Raw genomic sequence first — 21,179 nt, 5'->3', positions numbered from 1 at the left:
CGGGCGCGGCTAGCGTTGACAGAAGACGAGGATGTCGAGGGAAGGGCTGAGATGAGCGCGAGTCAGTATCGAGGGCAGCTTGAGCGAAAACGCAAGCAACGGGTAGGCGCTGAGAAGAAAGCTGGCGAATATCGCGGCAAGGAATCAAAGAAGCGTGCTGATGCGGCTACTGCTCGCGCATCAGCGGCGAAAACGAAGAGCGACAGCACGAGTCGAAGCAAACTGCGAGAGGCCGAGCGGCGAGACTTCGAGGCTGCCGTCGCGGGTAAGGAAGCCGGCCGGTGGCAGACGAAGGCTGCTGGCTACTCGAAGGAGGAAGCGGCGCTCGCGGGCAAGCTGGCCCGTGCCGAGGCCTCCGAAACTAACGCCGCCCAACAGCGCCGTCAGCGCGAACAGCAGCAAGCTGATCGGCGAGCGCAAGCGCAGCAGGCCGCTCTTGAACAGCGCATCACGCAAAGTGAAACCACCGTCACCAGTGCCGTCCGGGAGCTGCGGGAACCGAAGCCGGAGAAGCTGCGCGTCCTGATTTTGGGTGCCTCATCCGAGGGTGATCTTCGTGTCGGACGTGAGCAGAAACGGATTCGCGCCGCGGTCGAATCCGCGCTCCACCGTGACCTGATCGAACTTGATGTGCGGCCTGCCGCAACAACGGCGGACCTCCTAGATGGGATAACCAAGTTCCGCCCACACGTCGTTCATTTTTCCGGGCACAGCAATGAAACTCTCATCGTTTTCGAGGATGAAAAGGACGAACAGCATGACGGAGTGATCGTTAGTGCTGAAGCCTTCGCCGCCGCCATCCGGGCAACAGATGACCCGCCATTGCTGGTTGTGCTGAACTCCTGCCATTCCGCCAGTCAGATCGATGACCTCGTCGACCATGTGGTGCCCTTCGCTATCGGCATGGCAGATGAGATCGATGACAGCGACGCCATCAACTACGCAGCCCAGTTCTACGCCTCCGTTGCGAACGGCCAGTCCATCAACTCAGCCCATCTGGCGGGGCAGGCCGCATTGCAACTCGCCGGTCTCGATGGTGCTGACCTGCCCACCCTTGCTTGGGCAGAAGACGTCGATCCGACAGCAGCCGTCCTCGTCCGCCCCGCGCCATAGACAAAATTCATCACACCGTTCGGCACAGCGGCAGGGCTGCGACAGTGAATGCTTGGGCTTGCTGGCCGACGAGGCGGCGGGTTTCGCAGGACGCTTGGATCGCGGCCTGCTCGATCGCGGCCACCGCCGTGTCGAGCTCTTCCACGGTGGGGGCTGAGATGGAGATGAGGCCGGTGAAGCGGAGGACGCCGTGGCCGGCGGTGAGGTCGGCTTCCTGTTGCAGGACGTCGCCGTATTCGGCGGTTTGGGAGGCATCCTCGATCTGCCCCATCTTCTGACGTTGAGCCGCGTCGGAGATCAGCTCGGTCTTCTTTTTCCTGATATCTCGTGCCGCCTGGTCGGAGCGAATCGGGGTGCAGATCAGCGAGAACGCGCGCTGAATCCCAGAGGACAGCAGCACGGGAGCAAGGAACCCTGGATAGACCTGTGAGCGGGGCCACTCGCTGATCCACAGCACCGCATGATGCGCGGAATCCGAGCGCAGCCGGTCCCAGGTTTCGGTGACCGCGACCGGCCCCGCTGTCGCAAGTGATCGTCCGATGTCGCCGTGGCGTTCCAGAGACGCGGCGGCGGCCGGGTCGTAGGCGGCACGAAGGATTACCGCCACCTCCGGCGGCGTCAGCCAGCCGGTAACGGCGAGCTCCGCAGCGCGTAGCGCGGTGGTGAGAGTCGTCATCTCCTGCCGCAACACCGCGGCAGCGCCCTTGATCCCGCCACCGCTCGTGCGGATCTGCCGGGCTGCAGCACGCATGTCGAGGGCGACACTGATCGTGGTCGCGTGGCGTTCCCCGGCGGGCCCGGCTCGGTCGATGAGTTCTCGGTAGACGGTGGAGGTCCAGGACTCGTCATCTTGGCCGTGCCTGCGCCACCACTCCACCAGCCCGGAGCCGCCGTCGGGGAGGGTGCGTTCGCAGATCTGGAGGCGGGCGATCCGCCCAGAGCGGCACGCGGTGGCGAGGACGCGTCCCCAGGTGGCGACGCGGCGTTCCTGCTCGCCGGGGTCGAGGAGCACGAATGCGGGATGTGAGACGGCGACGATAGCGGTAAGGGTCTGAGCGTGTGGGTCGTGGATCATCGCGGCCCCGGTCTCCGGGTCCTCCCACTCCCGCAACGCCGCCGCGTCACCCGGCAGCGCCAGAGTTCCTGCGGGGCGGGGCTTCACGACCCGCATCCGGAACACGGTCTGCCGTGCTGAGGTGCGGAGCAGCCATCGGACGGTGACGGGCACCCACTCGATGAGCTTCCTGCCTCCGATCGGCGTCCACGCGAGCACGGCGCACACAACCCAGACGGGCGCTGTCCAGGCGAGGAGTACCCCGCCACCGGCATAGAGGGCACCGACGACGGAGAGTACGCCGATGGCGAGGACGATCAATTGGGGGAGGGAGAGGCCGAGGAGGATGCCGCGGCGAGTGAGGCGAGAGAACTGCACAGCCCGCAACTCGAACTCGGCCTTGCTCCTGTTCTGCTGACTGGCCATCGGTTACTCCTTCCCGCTCGCAGGCTTGGTCGAGGGCGGTGGCGGCGGTGCCGATGGTGCCGCCCGGGGTGGTGCGGTCGGAGCCGAGTTCGGTGGCGGCGGTGCCGGTTGTGCGGCCTGTTCAGCCCCGGCAGCGTGTTCTTCCGTGGCATCGGCGACTGCGCCGCCGAGCTTCGGTCCCGCGGTTACTGCGGCTCCGGCGACCTGCGCGGCGATCACCGCAGCTGCGGCAGGACCTGCCGCGGCAACGCCCGCGCCCGCGCTGGCCCCCGCCGTCCCGCCCGTGGTGGCAGTCGCGGCAGGCGCAGTGCTCACCGGTGGTGGCGCGGTGCTGCTGGGAGACGGAGGTGTTCCGTTCCCGCCGGATGCGGGAGGTTCACCGCCACCGTCAAGAACCTTCTTCGCCCCGTCCGTCTTCGGCGCCGACGGGACCGGGACGGGGCGATTGAGTGCGGATTTGGCTTCTTGTTCGGTGGACATGGCGTGGTACATGTCGAAGCCGACAAACGACAGGAACTTGTACGTCATGTAGGGCGCGAAAGCGGCGATGAACATCAGCACCACCCCGGCGATCGGGTCGCTGATCGACGCAAGATCTGCCTCGATGGGGGCTGAGACTTGGGTGATGGCAACGAGGAAGATCACGACGAGGACGAGCTTGGAGAGGATCAGGGCGATCACGAATGTCGCCCACTTCGCAAACCACCCCTTCGTGGCATCCCACGAGAACCCGGCGAGTGCGATGGGGGCGAACACGATCGCGACTAGCAGTAGGGCTTTGCGGATCAGGAGCGAGAACCACACGATCGCCGCCGCCGAAATGGCGAGGCCGGCGAGGAAGATTGTGACGATCGCTCCGACTCCGGGGGCGGTGATGTTGAGTGTGGCGAAGCCGCCGGCGAGGAGGGTGATGCGGTCGCCGATGGATTCCATCGTGTTCCCGCTCGCCTGCACGATCCCGAGCGCCAACTGATCGGTGATCTCCAACAGCAGCCCAGTGAGGCCGATGGCGACGAACGATCCGAGGATGCTCTTTGCGGCTCCGAGGGCGGCGCGGGTGAGAGCGGTAGGGTCACGGTGGATGAGGCCGGTGATCAGTTGCAGGCAGAAGAAGATCAGCACCACGAACACCGCGACTCCGAAGAGGATGTTGTAGACACCGATGTAGCCGGGATCGGTGAGGTCGACGAGCGTGGTGGTGTCGAACACCGCCCAGACGGCTTCGAACAGCCAGGCTGCGGCACCTCCCATGGCCTGGGCGAGCCAGTCGAACGGGGCCGCGATCAACGTCGCTGCCCCCTGCCCGACCGTGTCGCACACGGCCGAGATCACCGGCACATCACACACACTCATCGCCCACTCCTCCCTTCGCGATTGGTCGGTTAGACGGCCTGGCCGACGCCCCAGAAGAAGTTGATGAGCGTCACCGACGCACCGCAGATGATCGCGGCACCGCAGGACACGAGCACCCCGACCTTCCCCCGAGAGGCGAGGTGGGGGTTGGAGGAGTTCGCGCCGAACCCCCAGACGATCGCGGAGATGATCAGGGCGAGGACGGAGAGGATGAGGCCGACGGTCATGACCGCGCCGACGATGATGCGCAACTGCTCGATACCGGGAAGCCCGGTATCGTTCGGGTCGATGTCGATCACTGGATGCTCCTTCTGCTGACAAGCCGGGAAATGGCGGACTTGCCAGACAGGTGCACCACGGCGACCGTGGCTACGCTGGGCGTGATGGGGAACGCAGATCGGTCAGCGCTCGTAGAGCGCAGTGATGGCTTCAACTACGACTACGCGATGAACTGCGCGTGCGGCGAGGTATCGGTATTGTCCGCGCAGGACTACTTCGCCGAAGCCGACAGCGCACACATGAGCTGCTCGCACTGCGGTGCGATGATCCACTTCGGAATCGCTGTGGCAGCGTTGCGCGATAGGGATGACCCCGCGCTGGACAACGATGCCGTTGCGAGCTTCACCTGGTATCACACGAGCACTGACCCGGACTGGCCGTCCCCGGACTACGCTCGCCGATTCGTCGAAGAACTGGAGCAGCACCAGCACCACCTCATCATGAGCCGCGAGCTCTACATCTCGGACCACACGACCAAGGCATTGCATCTCGGAACGTACGAGACGGCGATCGAGAACATGCTCCGGCGAATGGACGACGAGGACGACGGCGGTTCCCAGTTCTACCTCTACCGTGTTGCACTTCGCCTCGATCCGGCACGAATCAATGCCGGATACCGAGACGAGAATCATGAGGAAGCTGCCCAACTCACGATCAGCGACCTGGACAGCGAGGAACTAGATGCCGTCCGCTATCTCAACGTCCACGAAGGAACGGGTGTGCTCTCACTCGCCGTCCGCCCCGAGATCATCGACGCCGTCCAGCGCGTTCGCATTCCGCTTCCGGAACTCACCACGCCGGGCACACCTGACCTCGTCCGGGGTGACATCGATGCCTTGGAGAAAGCGAAAGGCGAGATGGAAGCCGCTCAGGCAAAGGTTGAATCCATTCCTGCAACGCGACGCCGGATGATGTACTTCGGCGTCTACCCCGATCCCGATGGTTTGGCGAAACAGGCGGGTGATCTGGAGCACCACTACATCGACTTGCGGCGACAGCTCGAGAATCGGTTAGCGGAGATTCATCTGCCGCGTGTGTCCCCGGTGATTCGTCGAGACTTCAACGAAGCGATGGCAAGTTGGAAGAGCGACAACCCAACCAGCGGATCCGACGACTTCATCGAGCAGTATCGAGTGATGGCAGCCTTGCTCGAACGCCAACCTGACGTCATCAACAGCGTCGCAAATCAGGACTGGCGCGTCTTGCTTCGCCCCTGACCCGTAACACTGACCCTTAGGTCGCCCCGCTCCCGTATATCGGCGAGCATCCTCGTCTACAGGCCCTCGCCGATACCGAGGAGGAAGTTGACCCAGGTGACGCCGGCTCCGGCGAGGGCGGCGGCGCCGAGGGCGACCCAGGAGCCGGTTCGGGCTTTGGTCGCCGTGTGGTGATTGCCGGTGCCGGAGGCGATGGCCCAGATGATCGCGGAGACGATAAGCATGAGCACGGCAATGATGAGCACGAACATCAGCAAGGCGCCGACGACCATGCGGAGGTCGCTGCTGCCGCCCACAGAACCGAAGTCGGGGAACACGTCCATTAGGCCCGACCTCCGAGTGTGCAGGTCGCCCGCGAGCTGCCGCCCGTGATGCCTTCTGCGCCGTGGTCGGTGAGCCATTGGTCGGCGTCGATCGCGGGTTGCCCCTGGCCTCCGGGACGGATTTCGAGGTGCAGGTGTGCACCGGTGGATTTGCCGGAGGAGCCGACGTCGCCGATGTGCTGACCGGCGGTGACGGTCATGCCTTCGGTGACGTGGATGCCCTGCTCCCACATGTGCGCGTAGTAGGAGGCGATGCGCTGTCCGCCTATGGTGTGTTCGACGATGATGAGTCCGCCCCAGCTGCCGGTGTATCCGGCGCGCACTACGATCCCGTCCGCGACTGCGTAGATGGGGGTGCCGTCTGCGGCACCGTAGTCGCTGCCGGAATGGAAGGCCTGCTCGAACGTCATCGGGTCGGTGCGCCACCCGAACGGGCTCGTCCGCACCCACGTCCCCTCCGGGAGCGGGAACACGACCCGCGTTGTCTCCGGCACCACACCACCGCCACCCCCGGTGGTGGGTGCGGGGCGGGTGAGGGCGGTGAGGATGGCCTCGGCGACGGGCTGGTAGCTCTGATATCTGTCCGGGTACGCACTGACTTCGACGGCTTGCGCTGCTTCGCCGGGGTCGAGTTGCTGCCACCCGGAAATGTCGAGGAGCCCGCGTGGTGAGGGGTAGTTGGGGCCGGTGGGTCCGCCGTAGAACGCGCGTGCCTGATAGTTCGGGTCCATCAGCTCAGCGACGTTGCCCCACCCGGATTGCGGGCGCATCTGGAACAGGCCCAGAGAATCGTGGTCACTGCCGTTGCCGTCGTTCGAGTAGTCACCGGACTCGGGGTAGGTGCCGGTATTGGCGAGCATCCGCAGGGTGGACTCGGTGAGGGCGGCCATCAGCGCGATCGTCACGCCGGGACGGCCGACGCCATCGGTTTGCCCGCCGACAGTGATGATCGTCGCCGCGTGAGTGAGCTGCTGGCGGTTCAGCGTGACCGTCTCACCGTTCTTCCTCGTCGCAGTGAGCGAGTCCGGAATTGGGCCGACGGTCAGCGACCCCGGCGCGCACGCCGCGACTGCGGGATTGGCGAGTACTGCGACGGACAAAACGGCAACGGTGGGGCCGAGGAACACTCCGGCGAGGGCGAGGGTGGCGAGGAGTTTGCGGAGCATCAAAGTTCACCGCAGGGGATTGTCGAGCTGCGAGAGCCGCAGCAACTGGCAGGTCTCAGTGATTCCATCGCCCGGCGCTGGCGCGGTCGAGCGTTCCGGGGCGCAGGTGAGGAACACGGTGAACGCGACCGGATGTGCCGTGGTGACGGGTTCGGTGTTCCAGATGCCGTCCCGGTGTCGGGTGCCGGTGATCGTGTACGCGACGGCACCGTCGGGGAGCTGGCCGGGAGCGGCCTGTGCCACGGCGGTCTCCCACGCGTCAGGGATGTCGATGGTGTCGATGCTCAGCCGCTGCCGGGTCTGGTGGGTGCGGAGCTGCGCCCAGGCGGCAGGGGTGGGGATGTAGGCGCGCACGTCGGTCGCGGCGGCATCCGCCTCGACGCTCGCTGTGATATCCGCCAGTGTTTGTGCGTAGTCGGCGGGGCCGTATCCGCTGGTTGTGTTCCAGGTGAACAGCGCCTCCGCGACCTGCCGTGCGAACTCCTCGGACTCACCAAGCCCCGTGATCGGACGCGGTCCCGCATCGCCGGGAGTCGTGGGGGCCGGCGCGGCCGTTGCCGTCGTCGTTGAAGGCGTGGGGCTAGCGGTGTCGGGTCCGCGGAGGAGGCCGTAGATGCCGACCCCGATGAGGAGTACCAGCACGAGTCCGCCGGCGATAGCGGCGATCAGTACGGTACAGCGGCGGCGATCCGTGGGGTTCATCCTGGGTTCCTTCCGACGAGGTCAGGTCACCAGGCAGGTACACACCCGAACCCACGGGCAGGAGGTGTGGTCAGGCGGTTTCGCGTCCCCGCGTGCGGGCGGTGCGGGCGGCATCGGCGAACCGAATTGTTGCCGTGAGGGTTGCTTCGAATCGTTCCCATTGCTCTGGTGTCAGTGCGGCACCGATGACGGCCGGGTCGTACCGGTCAGCCCATTCGGCGAGCTCGTCCCAGAGGTAGACGAATGAACGCACCGGCAGCAGGGCGCGGGGTTCGTCCTCGACCGCCCGCAGCCGGGTCGCGTCGGCGCGTTGCGCGGGGCGTTTCTTTGTGGCAGCTTTCGCGCGCTCTAACGCCATCTGTGCGAGTCGTTCCAGGTCTGCCGCCCGTGCGGTGTCTTCCAGTTCTCGTAACCGTGCAGCACCGGCGGCGGCGGTCTCTCGGATGCCGGCCGGCTGTGTGGTGTCTATGGCGAGGGTGTCGAGTTCGGCGAGGGCTTGGGCTGCGTGGATGCGTTGCTGCGCACCGGTGATCGATCCGCCCTCGTCGATGCCATCTAGCTCGGTTTGTGCACGGACTCGCACTTCAGTCGGCTGCGACTGGTCGGCAACGATTTTCTGGAGTTCGTTGATTCGCTCCAGCGAGGTGTAGGCGTTGCGGCCGCTCACGATCAGCGCGGCCTGTTCTCGTGTCTTTCCAACACCGCCCGGAGGCGGTGGGGCCACGGTGGCACCACCGTGTGATCTGGGGTTTTGCTGGTTCGAGGTGAACCGTGACGCTTCTTGACGGCCGGCAGCATCGTCGGCCATGAGCGCCTTCAGTTCCGCGTAAAGGGCTGCCTCTTCGGTGCGGGTGAGGGGCTTGTGGAGGAGGTTGTCGTCTTGTTCGGCGAGGAGTAGCCCGAGGGTGGTGGAGATCCCGGACCGCACCCACACGTTGATGGTCTTCCACCCGAGCTTTCGGATCGCGGTGAGGCGTCGGGCGCCGCAGATCAGCATCCCGTCCGGGGTGATCGTGATCGGCTGCAACAGCCCGTCGCGCTCGATTGAGGCCACAAGTGGGTCGAGGTCGCCGTAGTCTTCCCGGTGCCGACGTCCGGCCCAGATCGAATCGACCGCCCGTTCTAGCTCTATGTGCCCGGGGCTGCTCATTCCGATCGCCCCCGCAACACCCCGGGCACGGCGAGAGAGACGGACAGCACGAGATCCTCGTCAGTGAGCAGGTGCTGGAGGGGTTCGCCGATGAGTAGCCGCAGCAGTACCCCACGGCCCGCGTTCGTGCCGGTGTGGGCGGTGTCTTGGGAGCCGAGGACGATGCGCAGCAGCCGGTACCACGATGGCGCGGGGAGATCGAGGAGGGCGCGGGCGTGACGGTCGCGCCGTAACGATTCGTACGCGCCCGCGCGTGACGCTGACTCCGCTAACCGCGCGCACACGTAGTCGATTGCGGCGTGGGCGAGTTCGGGTTCCCAGCCGAGGAGGCAGAACAAGACGATCGTGTCCTCGACCGCCGACCCCACACCCGTCGACCGGTCGTCCTCACTCACGGGCTCGTCGTCTTCGCTGTGATCGTTTTCGAAGGGGTCGACGTGGAAGGCGGGGTGGTAGTCGCTGAGGGGGTTCTCTCGGTCGGAGAACCGTTCAGCGTCATGGAAACTCGAGTACCGGGGACGTCTGGCTTGATGCACCGAGCACAGCAGTCCGTTGGCGCGGTCTTCGGCAATGCAGGTGACCTGCACGGCACGGGTGATGACCGCCCACGGGTCATCTGCTCGCCGTACTGCTGGGGTGCGCATTGCCTCGAACGCCGCCGCGGCGGCTTCCCACGGGTCCAGCCCGTGCTTGCGGGCGAGAGCGGCGTACTTGGTCGCGGCGTGGCGCATCAACGCTGCCGCGTCCGCATCGCTTTGCCAGGCGTGAGCACCGGCGTCGTGGAGTCTGTTCAGCAGGATGCGAAGGTTCTCGGAGTTCTCGAACCCTGGCCGGTTGGTGTGTGGGTGTTGTGACATGGGGGCACCTCCTGGAAGTGAGGTGCGCACGCGCTCTCCAGCATCACCGTGACGGCGTCCAGGAAGCGCGGGCATGTCAGCTCACCCCAGACCAATCCCGGAGGGGCGCACCCACGACGACGAGGGACGGCGGTAACCGGCGTCGAACACGTCCGGCTCAGGCGAGGTGCTTTGGACGCGGCGAGGTCGCGTTCCCGCACGTTCCCGCACGGCACGTACTCCGTCTCGCCCGGCGCGAACCGCCTGGCCAGGTGCGCGGCGCGCTTGGCGGGCGAGCTCAGCCTGAAAGTCGATGCCGCGTCCCGCGGCCCGGGCGCTGGTAGCGGCGATCAGATCCGACGGCCGCACCCACTCGATCCCGCGCCCGCCCCGCCGACCCGACCTACCAGCCGCGAGGGATGGGTCGCGGTGCATCGCGAACGCCGACCGCTCCGCTTCGCTGGAAGCCTTCTCGGCATCGGGGCGCACGGTGGGTTCTTCTGTTTCCTTGCGCGGGTCACGTTGCGGCATCTCTTGGTCGTTCATCCGTCTTCCTCCGTCGTCTCAGTGCTGGTGAGCGCGGGTGGGGTGAACCACCGGCCCACGGTTGAGGGGTGCACGCCGAGGTGGCGGGCGATCTGCTTGTTCGACCACCCCTGGACCTCCCGCAACTCCTCAGCCACCGCACGCCGCGTACTTGGCATGCCGGACGCATCCTTCTGGACTGGCAGCGGCACAAGCTCCCGTGATTCAGTGGTTGATTCCTGGACACCGGACGGCTCGCGTTCCGTCCGCTCGGCCAAGCTCGGCGCAGTGACGGCGTCCTGCTCCGCAACTGCAGGGCGGGTGAGGATCACGGTGAGGTGGGTGATCGCGAGCAGCACAAGCGGTGGCACTGCTGCGACGCTCGCGGCCAGCACGCTCGGCACGTCGCTGTCCGCGGCGATGATGGCATGAATCGCGTTCGCCGTGACAGACACGATCGCCCCCGCAGCCAGCAACGTCCACGGGTACCGGGTCGGGCGGCGTTGCCCGGCGAGCGCGACGACGGCGACGGTTGCGACAACGATGATGCCGTCCACGATCAGCGGCCATGCCCACGCCTGACCTGCCTCGATCCCTGACCTTCGGGCAAGATCCGCCAGGGCGGTGAAGGAAAGCCAGAACGCACCGGCCGCGATGAACACCGTCCCGACGATCGCCGTCACCACCGCCAAGCGCCGACCCCGCACCACGACCAGCTCACTCATGACAGCACCCGCCCCGACGACTCGCCCATCGCGCGACGTTCATCGACTGCGGGCGGAGTCGCTTCGCGACTGTGGTCGGTGTGGGTGGTGCGGTATGCGGAGCGGATCGTCGCCACTATCTCCCTTGCACCCAACCCGGCGTGGTTCGCCGCTGGCCCCAACGCATCCAGTGCAGCGGACGGGGGAGTGCCGGCCTCTGCGAGTCGGCAAGCCGCCCAAAACAGACCCCGGTTACGTTCACCCTCACTACGGCTGGCAACCCACCCCGCCAGCACCTTCACATCCGCATCCCGCTGGACACCCCGTACCGCGCGGGCGCTCGTGAATGGGACTGCCGCTCGGGGGTCGAGGAAGTCGCGCAGCCTTGCCGCCTCCACCGGTTCGGCAGTGTTGCCGTTGACGATGACCAGCCGGTAAGGCACCCGGGTCCCGTTCGGGCGGGCGATCAGCGAGGGTGGGGCGATGATGTAGGCTCCCGCACCTCGGAAGTCCACGTGCGCACGTGCGGCTTGCCAGGACGGCTGTGACCTGTCGGCGTCGGCCGGGTAGTAGGCGTGCAGCCCGCCCGATGGGGTGCGAACTAGTGCTGCCCATCCGGCGGCGTGACCTTCGCGGTGCGCAGCACGAAACGCCGGGAACCCGGTACCAGCGGTATGCACATCGACATCCACGACCTCAACGCCGGAGGCGGTTCCGGTGGGGATGCCGATGTTCGCCTGCGGACACCGACGCCACCACGCCTCAACTTGGGCAGGGTTGGTGGTGGCGTCGTGGAAGCCATGCTCCACGAGCGGACGCTTCCCACCCGGCACGCACGGGAACACGGGCGCACCCTCCGCCACCAACAACCTAGCCGCATCGCGCAGGGACAGACCGGCGAGTAGTGGGAACACGTCGATGATGCCCATCACAGGCTCCTCACCGCAGCAGAAGAGCGTCGCTGCGACGACTCGGTCAGAGGATCACTGGCTGACTCCACCACCGGCTCGCGTAGCGGGCTCGAGGTCCGAGTTGCTGGGGTGTCGCGGATGTGTCCGGGAGGGTCGCCGTTGCCTATCTGTGCCGTGTCGAGGTTATCGAGGATCGTTGCGGCGGTCTTGCGGACGCGTTCACCAGTGGCCTGCACCACCTCGACCGGAGATCGCCCGTCAACGTTGCTGGCCCACCCGGTGACGTAGGGGATCGTGTAGCTGCTGGTGTCCATGCCGTGCGCGGCACCGATCATCAACGCGACAGACTCAGCCTCCACCTCACCAATTCCACGATGGCCGGTCGCGTCCGCATTGTCCGGGCCGTGCAACAGCACATGGGCGAGCTCGTGGGCGAGGGTCTTCACCTGTGCAGCCGGGTCCATGTTCTCCCGCACCGCCACCGTCCGCGCCGCAAAATCGGTCACCCCGTTCGCCCCGTGGATCATTCCCTCATGCGGCACACGCAACACCGCGAACCCCTCAGCCTCCACCCGCGCCGCAAGACCGTCCCAGAGACGGGCGGGCGCTTCGCCTTCCAACAGATGCGGGCGAGGAGGCTCGGGGATCGGATCGCCTGCTGTCTGCGAGGCATCCCACACATAGGTCGGACGCACCCCGACCAGGCGAGAACGGACAGCCTCGCCGGGCTTGGGCCTCTCGAAGCGACCCAACCTTCGCCACGACTCCGCCACTGACGGTGTCGCAGAGGCAAACCGCCCCGTGACCGGGGCGAAAATCATGTACCCCGACTGCCCCTTCGAGACTTGCCGCCCGAGGGACTGCCACTGCTTGAACCCCGCCACATACGACGGCATCGGCTCCGACACTCGACCCACCTCAAACGCCGACTGGTGCTGCGCCCAAATCAGCAACGTGTTGTTAAACGAGCGGGCGCGGAACCGGGCGGCGAACTCCAACGCCTGCCGCCAGTCGCTACCCGACACAAGTTGCTCGACCGCAGTGGCTAGTTTGTCGTGGAGGGCATCGAGCTTCGCATCCCGCGCAGCTATGGCCTCATCCGCCGTCGCCATCACTCCTCCTCCCCGGAGGCTCCCCCGAGAGTGGGTGAGCCTTGCGACCATGAGGTACGCCAGACGAGTCAGTGAAGTGAGACGGACGACAGACAGCGACAATGCTGAGAGCGACCACCAGGTGCTGCGCTGAACCTGACGATCAGTCCGGCCTACCAGCCCTCATAAGTCGGCGGACCTGCCGTCCGTGAAACATGTCGATATCGACCTACAAGATGGTCAGATCGGCCTAGCCGTCGACTCGCCCGCAGGCATGTCCATGGCCCGGTATCGGCTCGGGGTGACGCCAACGTGCTCGCGGAAAACTCGTGCGGCGTGGCCAGGATCGGCCCAGCCGACCTGAGGCGCAATGGTCCCTATCGGGAGGTCAGTTTGACGGAGCAGTCTGGCCATCTCCTCTGAGCGGAGCATGTTCAAGTACGACAACGGAGTGCGGCCAAAAGCCTCGACGAATACGCGGGAGAGGTGGGTCGGTGACAGATGAACCTCTTCGGCGAGCGTCTCAAGCGTCCATCGTTTGGTCAGGGCGGATCTCAGTAGCTCTCGTGTTTGGAGCGCCTCTTCACGAAGCGGTCGGAACCGCGCCGGTCCCACGGCCGTCCTCGCCCGTTGCAGAGGGGAGCGCCTAGTGGGAGATGTTCTGATGTGGGGCACGATGATGTCGAGCACCGCAAATAACAGGGCTTGCATGCGGTAGAAGTGGGCTTCGAAGTTGTGGTCGAGGCTGAGTGCCACAAGTTCATCGAGCCATGGCATTAGATGCCCGGCGCGTTGCTCGCCTAGGTGCAGTATTTGGGCGGGCTCGCTGTAACGGGCTTCGAGGTAGTCAGCAGCATCAAGATGGTCACGAACTTCACCACAGTGTTGCCAGTAGAACTGGTCGATCAGGTAACGACGATCGATGTAGATCGTCGTTACCGTGATCCAACCCTCAGGTTCGCTTCCGCACAGCACGTTCGGCGCGAGCACGACGACGTCACCATCTCGGACTCGTTTCTCGCCGAACTCGCTGAACAGGACGGCTGACCCGGAACGTACAACGATGATCTTGATGCAGTCGTAGGTGGCTGGCCCGACGGGCTGATGAACGGCTGTGGTCCGGGCAAGGATCGGCGCAAATTGTGGCGGGTCTCCCGCTGATTCAGACATGTAGCCGGGTCACCCGGTGGGACACAAACTTTGCTGAATGTCCGTGTCCGTCTTAAAGCTGATCGTGGTCCATGACTGGGCAAGCTTCGACGGCTCGAAAGGATGCTCTGTCCAGTGCGGCACGGGAGACCGATCGACGCTGTCTGCTAGGCAGACTGTGGGGCGTTCTTAATGAGCCAAGGGCTCAACAAGGGCAGGACGTTCGAGCTGTGCATGGCGCTCATGTGATCGAGTCCGGGGAGCAGCTCGATATCCCATCCTCGGCTGGAGAGATAGTCGCGATTTCGAGCGAGCGGTTCGGCGATTGTGACGATGGTGTCGCCCCAGCCTGGGCCGTAGGTGATGTTGTCGTCGCTGCCGGCGAACGCGAGCCGCGGGCCTGTCAGCTTCAGTTGTGCTGCATCGTCTTCGAAATCTTCGAGGGCTTCGTAGAGCGTGACAAACTGCGCGGTCACCTGCTCGCCGACGGTGATCCCGGCTGCGTCCCAGTCTCCGGGTTTCACTGGTTCCACGGCGGGTTTCTGTGGACTCAATGCCTTATCGTGAGCGGCGCGAGTGACGTCCAGCATTGCTTGATAAGGGCCGGCTACGGGCGGGAATCCGCCCATCACTAGGCCCCACAGTCGATCGGTGCGCAGGGCAAGTTGGAGGCCGGCGAGGGCGAGCCAGGAATAGCCGTAGTAGGCAAAAGTGTTAGCCCCGGCCGCGTCGGCGACAGCGATCAGATCAGCGACGAGGTTGTCCGGGGTGAGAGTTGTGGCGGCCGGGTGATCCATGCGGTGCCCCTCGTAGTCAGCGGCAATGACTCGGAAGTGCTCCGAGAGGTCACGGACAAGGGTTCCGCCAAGGTCGGGGTCCGCGCCCCACTGGCGCATGTTTTCTGCTGCCGCACTTTCGTGCGGGAGGGTTCGGACAGGCAGCATCAGGGCAGGTCCGACCCCGGAAGTCGTGCCGGTCAAAGTCGTTCCGTCGTGCAAGGTCGCGATGAAGTCAGCCACATTTTCTCCAAAGGTCTACGCTGTAAGGGATTAATAGTCTACGGTATAAAGGTATGCATGGCAAGAAGAGGAAACGTGGACGACGCCCAGCTGCTGCGGCTCTTGTGGGGTTCGGGTGAGCGGCTAGGTCCACGACCGGGCCCTAAGTCGGACCTCACCATGGAAGCGGTTGTGAAAGCTGGTATCGCGGTCGCTGACGACCGCGATGGGCCGGCCTTGTCCATGCGGTTGGTCGCCACGCGACTGGGCCGTACGCCGATGGCGCTCTACTCGTACGTGGATGGGAAGGACACGCTGCTTCGCCTCATGTACGACGCAGCGCACGCCGAGTTCATGCCACTTGGTGACGATCAGGCAACCGAAGATCAGAGCGCCCTGTGGCAGGTCCATGAGTGGACGCGCGCGCTGACCGGGCTTTACGCAAGACATCATTGGCTGACGGAGCTCTCGTGGTCGCGTCCGGTCCTCGGGCCTCATGAGCAGGAGGTGCTTGAGTCGCTGCTTCGCCGCCTTAGCCCGCTCCGCCTGGTTGCTGCGCAGGAGGCCACGGTCGCCTCGGCGCTGCTTACTTTGTGTCGCCACACTGGACGCCTCATTGCCGATGCCCGATACGCCAAACGTGTCACCGGAAAGGGCGACGAGCAGTGGTGGCAGGAACAGTCGGCTGCTGTAGCTGCTCTCGGTCTGGATCTGGCGGAGCGGTTCCCGCTGAGCTCTCGTCTCGAGCCTGGTTTCCCGGAACCAGAGGCGGGCGACGACCCTGCTCAGGGATACCTGGAGCGATCCGCCCGCGCCCAATTGAGGCGAACAGTCACGCTTCTGATTCAAGGGGCTATGGCCCACGAGGGCAATTGAAGAATTGGCCAGACCTTGAACAACCGACTCGCTGCTCTCACCCGCCGCGGCGTTTCGCCCTTCGTCACGCCTGCTCAGCTTGACAAATTGCTTGCCGCTGAAGGCAGGTGAGAAACGGTGGTGGACTTTCGAGGGGCCTGGCTTGGCGCTCATCCGGCCCCGGATGATGTTCGGGGATCAATCGGCGACGAGGGGCAGATGTCAGGGTTCGTGCGGCCATGAGTCAGGTCGCGATGTCTCGAGTCGATTTCGTAGAGGAGAGTGCGGACAGTGCAATCAATGGTCACTTGCAAATACCGTCACGCCGAGAGTGCGCCGCGCAACGTGCGGGCCACATGCGCCCTCACCCAATCGGAATCGAATGGACGCGAGCGAAGTAGCCATCGATGGAATATTGGGCCAACGAACAACTCTGCAAGGTCGTCCGAGTTCGGTATGTTTTCCTGGCGGAAGCGGTTCGAAATGCCAGCGAGTTGCGGGCCTAGAAGTAGTTCGCGGAACTGTGCTGCCAGCTCTTCGTCGGATTGCATTTCTGCCGTCACAGCTCGCAACAATGGTTCGTGCGTCGGGTCGGTCAACTCGGCGATCGTTGCCGTTGCCAGCGACTGAAGGTCGTCAGCGAGGGTGCCGGAATCCGGCACTGCGACAGTGTCATGCTCGTCCGTGCTCCGCGATAGGAGAGCGTCAAAGAGAATCGCCCCTGTCGAGGGCCAGGTCCGGTACAGGGTCTGCTTGCTGACGCCGGCCCGCTTTGCCACGCCCTCCATGGTGATCGTTCTGATTTGAGCTTCACGGGCGAGGGATAGCACTGCCTCGTGCACTTTGCTTCGTGTTTGCTGACGCGCCATGCAAGAACACTAGTCACAAACGAGACGGTGCGTCCAGTTTGAGATATGGTGAAAACATGACTTCATCACAAACTTGGATGATTACCGGAAGCAATCGAGGCCTCGGGCGCGCGATCACCTTGGCGGCTCTCGACGCGGGACATTCCGTGGTCGCAACGGTCAGGGGCGAGCACTCTCTCCCCGAGCACAGGAATCTGACCGTGCAGACCCTCGACGTTCGTGATCGCTCTGCGGCGCATGAAGCTGTGGAGCGGGCCGCTGTGCATCACGGACGAATCGACGTCCTCGTGAACAACGCCGGGTACGGGCTAATCGGCGCAATCGAAGAGTCATCCGAAGAGGATGCCCGCGCGATCATCGACACCAACCTGCTCGGCCCTCTCTGGTTGAGCCAAGCCGTCATCCCGATCATGCGCGGTCAGGGAGGCGGACACATCGTTCAGATTTCGACCGTCGGAGCGGTCGGCACAATGCCGATGCTCGGGCTCTACAACTCCACGAAATGGGGCCTGGAAGCGTTCAGCGAGGCGATGGCTGCGGAGGTGCAGCAGTTCGGCATCCGGGTGTCCCTAATTGAACCCGGCGCGTTGGACACAGACTGGGCCGGAGGAAGCATGCGGTTCAGTGCGCCAGCGAATTCCTACGACGACCTGCGAACCGACCTGTTCGGCACCGCAGAGATTCCGTGGCCCCAAGGTGAGTCGGGTAGTGGCACGAGGCCGGAGGATGCAGCTATCGCGATCCTCGCTAGTGTCGCAGCGACCGATGACAATCGCCTACGTGTGCTCGTCGGTGATGACGCCCCGGCTCAGGTTCGGGCGGCGCTCGATCTTCGTCACAAGGACTACGCTCGAGACCCCCGTTTCTCAGCCGAGTAGCCGTGCCGCCACGGCGCGATGCGAACGTTCCGACTCCGAAGCCTGTGTAGTCCATCAGCCCCGGTCAAGCAGCGAGTACGTCGTTCGTGGTGTTGGCGTCACCGTGATTCTTGGCTGAGCGCAGCACGTCCAGCACTGACCGCAGCGACAGCTTGCCGGGGGAGTACCCCGTTGCCGAGGGCGGTGATCTGTTGGTTGATTGTGAGTCCGTGGTGTGCGTCGGTGACCCAGCCGGCTGGTAGGCCCATCAGCCATTCCACAAAGGCGGGCGAGGGACGTGGGCCGGTTGTTTCATTGAGGAGCGCGGGAGCCGGTGCGGGGAATCCGGTGATTCGTGTCCAGCGGGTTATGGCTGGGGCGTATCGTCCCCAGCGTCGAAGAGCTGCCCGATCAACGTCCACAGGCCCTCGGGTTCCTTCGTGCTCGGGTATCCGTTCGGTCCGTGGAGGGCGAGGTCGATGATCTGATGGCTCAAGGCGATCGTTCCGCGGCGTGCTTTGACGTGTTGCAGTGTTTCCCCGCCGCGTGAGGAGTCCGATGCCAGCGGGGTGCGGAATAGTGCGGTGGGCGACGATGAAGACTCGGAACCGCGGGTGGGGTGCGCCGATTGCGGAAGCGGGTAGACCGATCCATGTCGCATCCATCCCGAGGTCGGCCAAGTCTCCCAGAACTGCTCCTGCTGCCCGAAGAGGTCGAGTTGCGGTCTCTGCCAGAAACCACGAGTCGGGTTCCAGATCGCGAGGGGTTGCACCGTCGGGGGTTGCGGTTGGGGTGTTGCGTCGCTCATCTTCTTCTCCTTCCGAGCGTGCGCGGGTCGCGGGTGCGGAGAGCAGCCCGCGGACGTTCTCGATGATGACCCACTCGGGTTGCAGAGCTTCGATTGCGGTCGCCATGTGCGCCCAGAGGCCGGAACGAGTGCCCGGGGCGAGACCGGCTCTCTTCCCGACGGTTGATACGTCCTGGCAGGGGAACCCGCCACAGAGGATGTCTATCGGCGGCACGACGGCCCAGTCGATGGTGGTGATGTCGCCGAGATTCGGGGCGTCGGGCCAGTGGTGGGAGAAGACGCGGGCGACGGGCTCGTTGATCTCGGAGAACCAGACCGTTCGGGCGTTGAAGACTTCTTCGACGGCGAGGTCGAGACCGCCGTAGCCGGAGAACAGCGATCCCACGCGAAGCGGTGCCGCTTGGTTGGCGGAATCTTGGCTGAGCATGCGCACCCTCATGGATGGTGAACCCCGAAGTCGAGTCGAGTGACGACGGCTTCGAGCTGGTCACCTGCCAGGTGCACAACATCGCCCAGTGGACCCCGTTCGACATATCGGCCCGCCCACTCGCCGGACTGCTCGACGGCGACTTCCGCCATGCTCGACGCGACCCCTCATTGAGTTGCCACGCGTCTTGCAGATGAGGTTCGCGCTGTCGCGCCGGAATTCCGAGAGAATGGAGACTCTGTATGTCGGTGGTACGGGGAGGGGGAGCGATGTCGTTCGCAGATCGATTTGGGTACGCCCGTCCCGAACCTCCACGGACGCAGGTCGAGCGCGACAGTGATGCTCTTCGAATCGTGTTGTGGAACGCGGTCAGCAACGACGGGAAGAGTTCGCTCGCCGCCTACAGGCGGCTGTGTGAACACACGCATCAGCTTCCTGATTCGAACGTCTGGAGTGACTCGTATGCCGACGAGTCAGCGCGGCTTGTTCTCGATCAGATGACCTGGATCGACGTCTACGAAGCGTTGGAAAAGGAGGTCGCGAGCGCAAGGGGGCAGGTGCGCTCGAAGCTGCAATCGGCCATCAATCAGGCGCTTTCTCGCAGCGGGATCGCGTATGAGATGCGCGACGGACGCTTCGAGTTCTACGAGCCGGTTGCGAACGAATTGGGGACTCGGCGTGACGAGGATGAAGCGGTTGCGTCGCTGACAGATGAGTTCGAACCGGTGCGCAAGCAGTACCTCAACGCGTTGCGCAACCTGCGCGGCATGCCCGCGAACCTCGAGGGCGCAGTCGCGGATGCAATTAATGCGCTCGAGGCCGTTGCGAAGATCGTGGAGGGCAAACCGCATGCAACCCTGTCTGACGTTGCGCGCAACCTTTTCCCCGACAGCCCTGGCTACCACGTGCCCCTGCGCGGCGCAATCGAGAAGATCTACGCATACTCAAACCAGCTTCCGGGTGCCCGGCACGGCCGCTATGCAGAACCAGAAATCGCCTATGCGGAGACCGTGATGGTCGTGCGAATCGCGGGCGCCATCATCACCTTCCTGGTCACACTGCACCGTGGCGAAGGCGTGGACGACTCAGACGATCCGGGCCCCGCTTTCCAGTTCTAGTCTCACCCGGAGGGGGAGGGACCGTTCTAGGAACGAAGTCTGTAGCTCGCGATCAGGTCTGGTCGCTGAGATAGTTGCGTTTCGAGTCGGCTGTCTGGCCAGAGCTCGATGAACGGGAGCTTGCCGTCGGCGTTGTGCTTTTCTGCGATCGCCACGGCGTCGGAGGTGAAGCGTCCGCTCGTTGCTATTACTAGGGTTCGAACTACAGGCGGTTCCCAGAGCGGGAGCGCGGCCAGAGTGTTCGTGATGTCGGCCGGCGCGACAGACTTCGTGGTCCAATGCTTGGCTTGGACAATCACCCGCTCAGTGCGTGTCGTTCCGCCGTCGTCCTTGATGATGCGCTCCGCTGACAGGTCTCGCCCTCGATCAGGTGCACGCGTTTTCATGAGCCACTCGACGTTCTGGTAGCTGGGGAAGCCCCTCAGCAGGTCGAACAGCAGGCGCTCGAATCCGTCGTCATCGAGGGCGGTCCATGTGAGTCCGATGGTTGCACCCCCTGTCGGTTTTGCCGAGGCGGCGACTCCGAGGTCGATTACTGGCACCGGCAGCGGGTCCGTCTCAGAGAGACTTGCGGCCTCGATGTCCTCACGAACGGACGGCCAGTCCATCTCGGCGATGTCGTGCCAGTCGTGGCCCTGACCGAAATGGAGATGTCTGTGGAGATCACCCCACCGTCCCTTTCGATCGGTGGTGTCCCCGAGCAACCGCTCGATCTCGCTGATCGAGTCCTCGACCACCTTTGTTCCTGGATCATCTACGCGATCCGATGAGTTGCGATCAACTGATTCAGTGAGCTTGGCAAGTGTCCCGGTGATCGTGGACGTGAGTTGATCCAAGCGGTCGTGGATTGCTCGACGCCGCGCTTGGGCGAGCCTGAATCGGTACTCGTCGAGTTGGTGGCCGGGCTTCTCCAACTCGTTCATGAGCGCGAAGGCGGGCTCGCCGATTTCCCAGTAGTCAATGAACGACTGACCCGCCTCGTCGATGTCAGGAAGCTCTTCGGTAACCGTCAACCCATCGATTGGAGGTAGGCCAGAGAGCAAAGGCGTCCATGCTCGGCGTAGGTCTTCGTACTCCCGGCTCGTGCCGCGTTGTGGGCTTGACGGGATCATCGGCTGGGCGCGATCCCAGATCGTCTGAAGCTTCGCAAGATTCGCTGCCGCACGGTCCATCACCTGAAGAAGCTCGTCAAGATTCACTCCGCAAGTTTCTCACCTCCGCTTTCAGGGCCGTGCTCACCACCTAACC

Annotated in this window: 22 protein-coding genes; 5 read left to right on the top strand and 17 right to left on the bottom strand. The window is 64.5% G+C overall.

Annotated features, from left to right (window positions below):
* Positions 1–51 precede the first annotated feature (51 nt).
* Entirely contained in the window at positions 52–1,113 is a 1,062-nt protein-coding gene (locus JOE66_RS10860; RefSeq protein ID WP_205109371.1) for a CHAT domain-containing protein, read from the top strand.
* Between the two features lie 10 nt (positions 1,114–1,123).
* On the opposite strand, the gene JOE66_RS10855 is transcribed toward JOE66_RS10860, so the two are convergent.
* From JOE66_RS10855 to JOE66_RS10845, 3 genes are read right to left on the bottom strand one after another with little or no spacing between them, the layout of a single operon-like run.
* Positions 1,124–2,593: an SCO6880 family protein gene (locus JOE66_RS10855; protein WP_205109369.1), complete on the bottom strand. Its 1,470-nt coding sequence runs from the start codon at positions 2,591–2,593 to the stop codon at positions 1,124–1,126.
* A gap of 3 nt (positions 2,594–2,596) precedes the next feature.
* Positions 2,597–3,946, bottom strand: a complete 1,350-nt coding sequence (locus JOE66_RS10850; RefSeq protein WP_205109367.1) for a TrbL/VirB6 family protein — start codon at positions 3,944–3,946, stop codon at positions 2,597–2,599.
* 29 nt (positions 3,947–3,975) lie between these two features.
* Positions 3,976–4,245 (bottom strand): DUF6112 family protein, encoded by a 270-nt coding sequence (locus JOE66_RS10845; RefSeq protein ID WP_205109365.1) that lies wholly within the window; start codon positions 4,243–4,245, stop codon positions 3,976–3,978.
* Between the two features lie 66 nt (positions 4,246–4,311).
* Here JOE66_RS10845 and JOE66_RS10840 point away from each other — a divergent pair, with 66 nt between their 5' ends.
* Positions 4,312–5,442: a hypothetical protein gene (locus JOE66_RS10840; protein WP_205109363.1), complete on the top strand. Its 1,131-nt coding sequence runs from the start codon at positions 4,312–4,314 to the stop codon at positions 5,440–5,442.
* A 56-nt stretch (positions 5,443–5,498) separates the two neighbouring features.
* Here JOE66_RS10840 and JOE66_RS10835 read toward each other — a convergent pair whose 3' ends face one another.
* The 10 genes from JOE66_RS10835 to JOE66_RS10790 all read right to left on the bottom strand — a co-directional run bounded on the left by JOE66_RS10835 (position 5,499) and on the right by JOE66_RS10790 (position 15,018).
* Positions 5,499–5,765: a DUF6112 family protein gene (locus tag JOE66_RS10835; RefSeq protein ID WP_205109361.1), complete on the bottom strand. Its 267-nt coding sequence runs from the start codon at positions 5,763–5,765 to the stop codon at positions 5,499–5,501.
* The gene (locus JOE66_RS10830; protein WP_205109359.1) at positions 5,765–6,931 is read right to left on the bottom strand and encodes a M23 family metallopeptidase; all 1,167 of its coding nucleotides are present in this window, start codon (positions 6,929–6,931) and stop codon (positions 5,765–5,767) included. The genes JOE66_RS10835 and JOE66_RS10830 overlap by 1 nt, the downstream gene beginning before the upstream one ends.
* A gap of 6 nt (positions 6,932–6,937) precedes the next feature.
* Complete coding sequence (locus JOE66_RS10825) at positions 6,938–7,633, bottom strand: hypothetical protein (protein ID WP_205109358.1); 696 nt, start codon at positions 7,631–7,633, stop codon at positions 6,938–6,940.
* 70 nt (positions 7,634–7,703) lie between these two features.
* The gene (locus JOE66_RS10820; RefSeq protein WP_205109355.1) at positions 7,704–8,783 is read right to left on the bottom strand and encodes a ParB N-terminal domain-containing protein; all 1,080 of its coding nucleotides are present in this window, start codon (positions 8,781–8,783) and stop codon (positions 7,704–7,706) included.
* Positions 8,780–9,640, bottom strand: coding sequence for a hypothetical protein (locus JOE66_RS10815; RefSeq protein WP_205109353.1), 861 nt, complete (start codon positions 9,638–9,640; stop codon positions 8,780–8,782). Before JOE66_RS10815 ends, JOE66_RS10820 begins: the two co-directional genes overlap by 4 nt.
* A gap of 521 nt (positions 9,641–10,161) precedes the next feature.
* Positions 10,162–10,869, bottom strand: a complete 708-nt coding sequence (locus JOE66_RS10810) for a DUF2637 domain-containing protein (protein WP_205109351.1) — start codon at positions 10,867–10,869, stop codon at positions 10,162–10,164.
* Entirely contained in the window at positions 10,866–11,777 is a 912-nt protein-coding gene (locus JOE66_RS10805; RefSeq protein ID WP_205109348.1) for a bifunctional DNA primase/polymerase, read from the bottom strand. The genes JOE66_RS10810 and JOE66_RS10805 overlap by 4 nt, the downstream gene beginning before the upstream one ends.
* Positions 11,777–12,871 (bottom strand): ArdC-like ssDNA-binding domain-containing protein, encoded by a 1,095-nt coding sequence (locus tag JOE66_RS10800; RefSeq protein ID WP_205109346.1) that lies wholly within the window; start codon positions 12,869–12,871, stop codon positions 11,777–11,779. The genes JOE66_RS10805 and JOE66_RS10800 overlap by 1 nt, the downstream gene beginning before the upstream one ends.
* A gap of 219 nt (positions 12,872–13,090) precedes the next feature.
* Positions 13,091–14,020, bottom strand: coding sequence for a helix-turn-helix transcriptional regulator (locus JOE66_RS10795; protein ID WP_205109344.1), 930 nt, complete (start codon positions 14,018–14,020; stop codon positions 13,091–13,093).
* Positions 14,021–14,166: 146 nt separating this feature from the next.
* On the bottom strand, positions 14,167–15,018 hold the full coding sequence (locus tag JOE66_RS10790) for an alpha/beta fold hydrolase (RefSeq protein WP_205109342.1): 852 nt from the start codon (positions 15,016–15,018) through the stop codon (positions 14,167–14,169).
* Positions 15,019–15,093: 75 nt separating this feature from the next.
* Between JOE66_RS10790 and JOE66_RS10785 the strand changes: the two genes are divergently transcribed.
* Positions 15,094–15,873, top strand: a complete 780-nt coding sequence (locus JOE66_RS10785) for a TetR/AcrR family transcriptional regulator (RefSeq protein WP_205109340.1) — start codon at positions 15,094–15,096, stop codon at positions 15,871–15,873.
* A 299-nt stretch (positions 15,874–16,172) separates the two neighbouring features.
* Here JOE66_RS10785 and JOE66_RS10780 read toward each other — a convergent pair whose 3' ends face one another.
* Positions 16,173–16,640 carry a TetR-like C-terminal domain-containing protein gene (locus JOE66_RS10780; RefSeq protein WP_239518283.1) on the bottom strand — a complete coding sequence of 156 codons (468 nt, stop codon included), beginning with the start codon at positions 16,638–16,640 and terminating at the stop codon, positions 16,173–16,175.
* 137 nt (positions 16,641–16,777) lie between these two features.
* On the opposite strand from JOE66_RS10780, the gene JOE66_RS10775 reads away from it, so the two are divergent.
* A complete protein-coding gene (locus JOE66_RS10775; protein WP_239518282.1) occupies positions 16,778–17,599 on the top strand; it encodes an SDR family NAD(P)-dependent oxidoreductase in 822 nt (273 codons plus the stop codon).
* A 98-nt stretch (positions 17,600–17,697) separates the two neighbouring features.
* Here the strand turns inward: JOE66_RS10775 and JOE66_RS10770 are convergent, their stop codons facing one another.
* Positions 17,698–18,813, bottom strand: a complete 1,116-nt coding sequence (locus tag JOE66_RS10770; protein WP_205109335.1) for a DNA cytosine methyltransferase — start codon at positions 18,811–18,813, stop codon at positions 17,698–17,700.
* Between the two features lie 8 nt (positions 18,814–18,821).
* Positions 18,822–18,965 (bottom strand): hypothetical protein, encoded by a 144-nt coding sequence (locus JOE66_RS10765; protein WP_205109333.1) that lies wholly within the window; start codon positions 18,963–18,965, stop codon positions 18,822–18,824.
* 90 nt (positions 18,966–19,055) lie between these two features.
* Between JOE66_RS10765 and JOE66_RS10760 the strand changes: the two genes are divergently transcribed.
* Positions 19,056–19,931: an AbiJ-NTD4 domain-containing protein gene (locus tag JOE66_RS10760; RefSeq protein WP_372435489.1), complete on the top strand. Its 876-nt coding sequence runs from the start codon at positions 19,056–19,058 to the stop codon at positions 19,929–19,931.
* Positions 19,932–19,957: 26 nt separating this feature from the next.
* On the opposite strand, the gene JOE66_RS10755 is transcribed toward JOE66_RS10760, so the two are convergent.
* Positions 19,958–21,130 carry a restriction endonuclease gene (locus tag JOE66_RS10755; RefSeq protein WP_307827159.1) on the bottom strand — a complete coding sequence of 391 codons (1,173 nt, stop codon included), beginning with the start codon at positions 21,128–21,130 and terminating at the stop codon, positions 19,958–19,960.
* Between the last annotated feature and the right edge of the window lie 49 nt (positions 21,131–21,179).

The sequence above is a fragment of the Subtercola frigoramans genome (assembly GCF_016907385.1).
Taxonomy (GTDB): Bacteria; Actinomycetota; Actinomycetes; order Actinomycetales; family Microbacteriaceae; genus Subtercola; species Subtercola frigoramans.
This window is presented reverse-complemented; position numbering and strand designations above follow the sequence as displayed.

What these genes read in the sequence shown, in the direction of transcription:
- JOE66_RS10795 (WP_205109344.1), bottom strand. Translation starts at nt 14,020, where the DNA reads ATGTCTGAATCAGCGGGAGACCCGCCACAATTTGCGCCGATCCTTGCC.
- JOE66_RS10850 (WP_205109367.1), bottom strand. Translation starts at nt 3,946, where the DNA reads ATGAGTGTGTGTGATGTGCCGGTGATCTCGGCCGTGTGCGACACGGTC.
- JOE66_RS10815 (WP_205109353.1), bottom strand. Translation starts at nt 9,640, where the DNA reads ATGTCACAACACCCACACACCAACCGGCCAGGGTTCGAGAACTCCGAG.
- JOE66_RS10800 (WP_205109346.1), bottom strand. Translation starts at nt 12,871, where the DNA reads ATGGCGACGGCGGATGAGGCCATAGCTGCGCGGGATGCGAAGCTCGAT.
- JOE66_RS10765 (WP_205109333.1), bottom strand. Translation starts at nt 18,965, where the DNA reads ATGGCGGAAGTCGCCGTCGAGCAGTCCGGCGAGTGGGCGGGCCGATAT.
- JOE66_RS10830 (WP_205109359.1), bottom strand. Translation starts at nt 6,931, where the DNA reads ATGCTCCGCAAACTCCTCGCCACCCTCGCCCTCGCCGGAGTGTTCCTC.
- JOE66_RS10770 (WP_205109335.1), bottom strand. Translation starts at nt 18,813, where the DNA reads ATGCTCAGCCAAGATTCCGCCAACCAAGCGGCACCGCTTCGCGTGGGA.
- JOE66_RS10775 (WP_239518282.1), top strand. Translation starts at nt 16,778, where the DNA reads ATGACTTCATCACAAACTTGGATGATTACCGGAAGCAATCGAGGCCTC.
- JOE66_RS10805 (WP_205109348.1), bottom strand. Translation starts at nt 11,777, where the DNA reads ATGGGCATCATCGACGTGTTCCCACTACTCGCCGGTCTGTCCCTGCGC.
- JOE66_RS10825 (WP_205109358.1), bottom strand. Translation starts at nt 7,633, where the DNA reads ATGAACCCCACGGATCGCCGCCGCTGTACCGTACTGATCGCCGCTATC.
- JOE66_RS10810 (WP_205109351.1), bottom strand. Translation starts at nt 10,869, where the DNA reads ATGAGTGAGCTGGTCGTGGTGCGGGGTCGGCGCTTGGCGGTGGTGACG.
- JOE66_RS10855 (WP_205109369.1), bottom strand. Translation starts at nt 2,593, where the DNA reads ATGGCCAGTCAGCAGAACAGGAGCAAGGCCGAGTTCGAGTTGCGGGCT.
- JOE66_RS10835 (WP_205109361.1), bottom strand. Translation starts at nt 5,765, where the DNA reads ATGGACGTGTTCCCCGACTTCGGTTCTGTGGGCGGCAGCAGCGACCTC.
- JOE66_RS10760 (WP_372435489.1), top strand. Translation starts at nt 19,056, where the DNA reads ATGTCGGTGGTACGGGGAGGGGGAGCGATGTCGTTCGCAGATCGATTT.
- JOE66_RS10820 (WP_205109355.1), bottom strand. Translation starts at nt 8,783, where the DNA reads ATGAGCAGCCCCGGGCACATAGAGCTAGAACGGGCGGTCGATTCGATC.
- JOE66_RS10780 (WP_239518283.1), bottom strand. Translation starts at nt 16,640, where the DNA reads ATGGAGGGCGTGGCAAAGCGGGCCGGCGTCAGCAAGCAGACCCTGTAC.
- JOE66_RS10860 (WP_205109371.1), top strand. Translation starts at nt 52, where the DNA reads ATGAGCGCGAGTCAGTATCGAGGGCAGCTTGAGCGAAAACGCAAGCAA.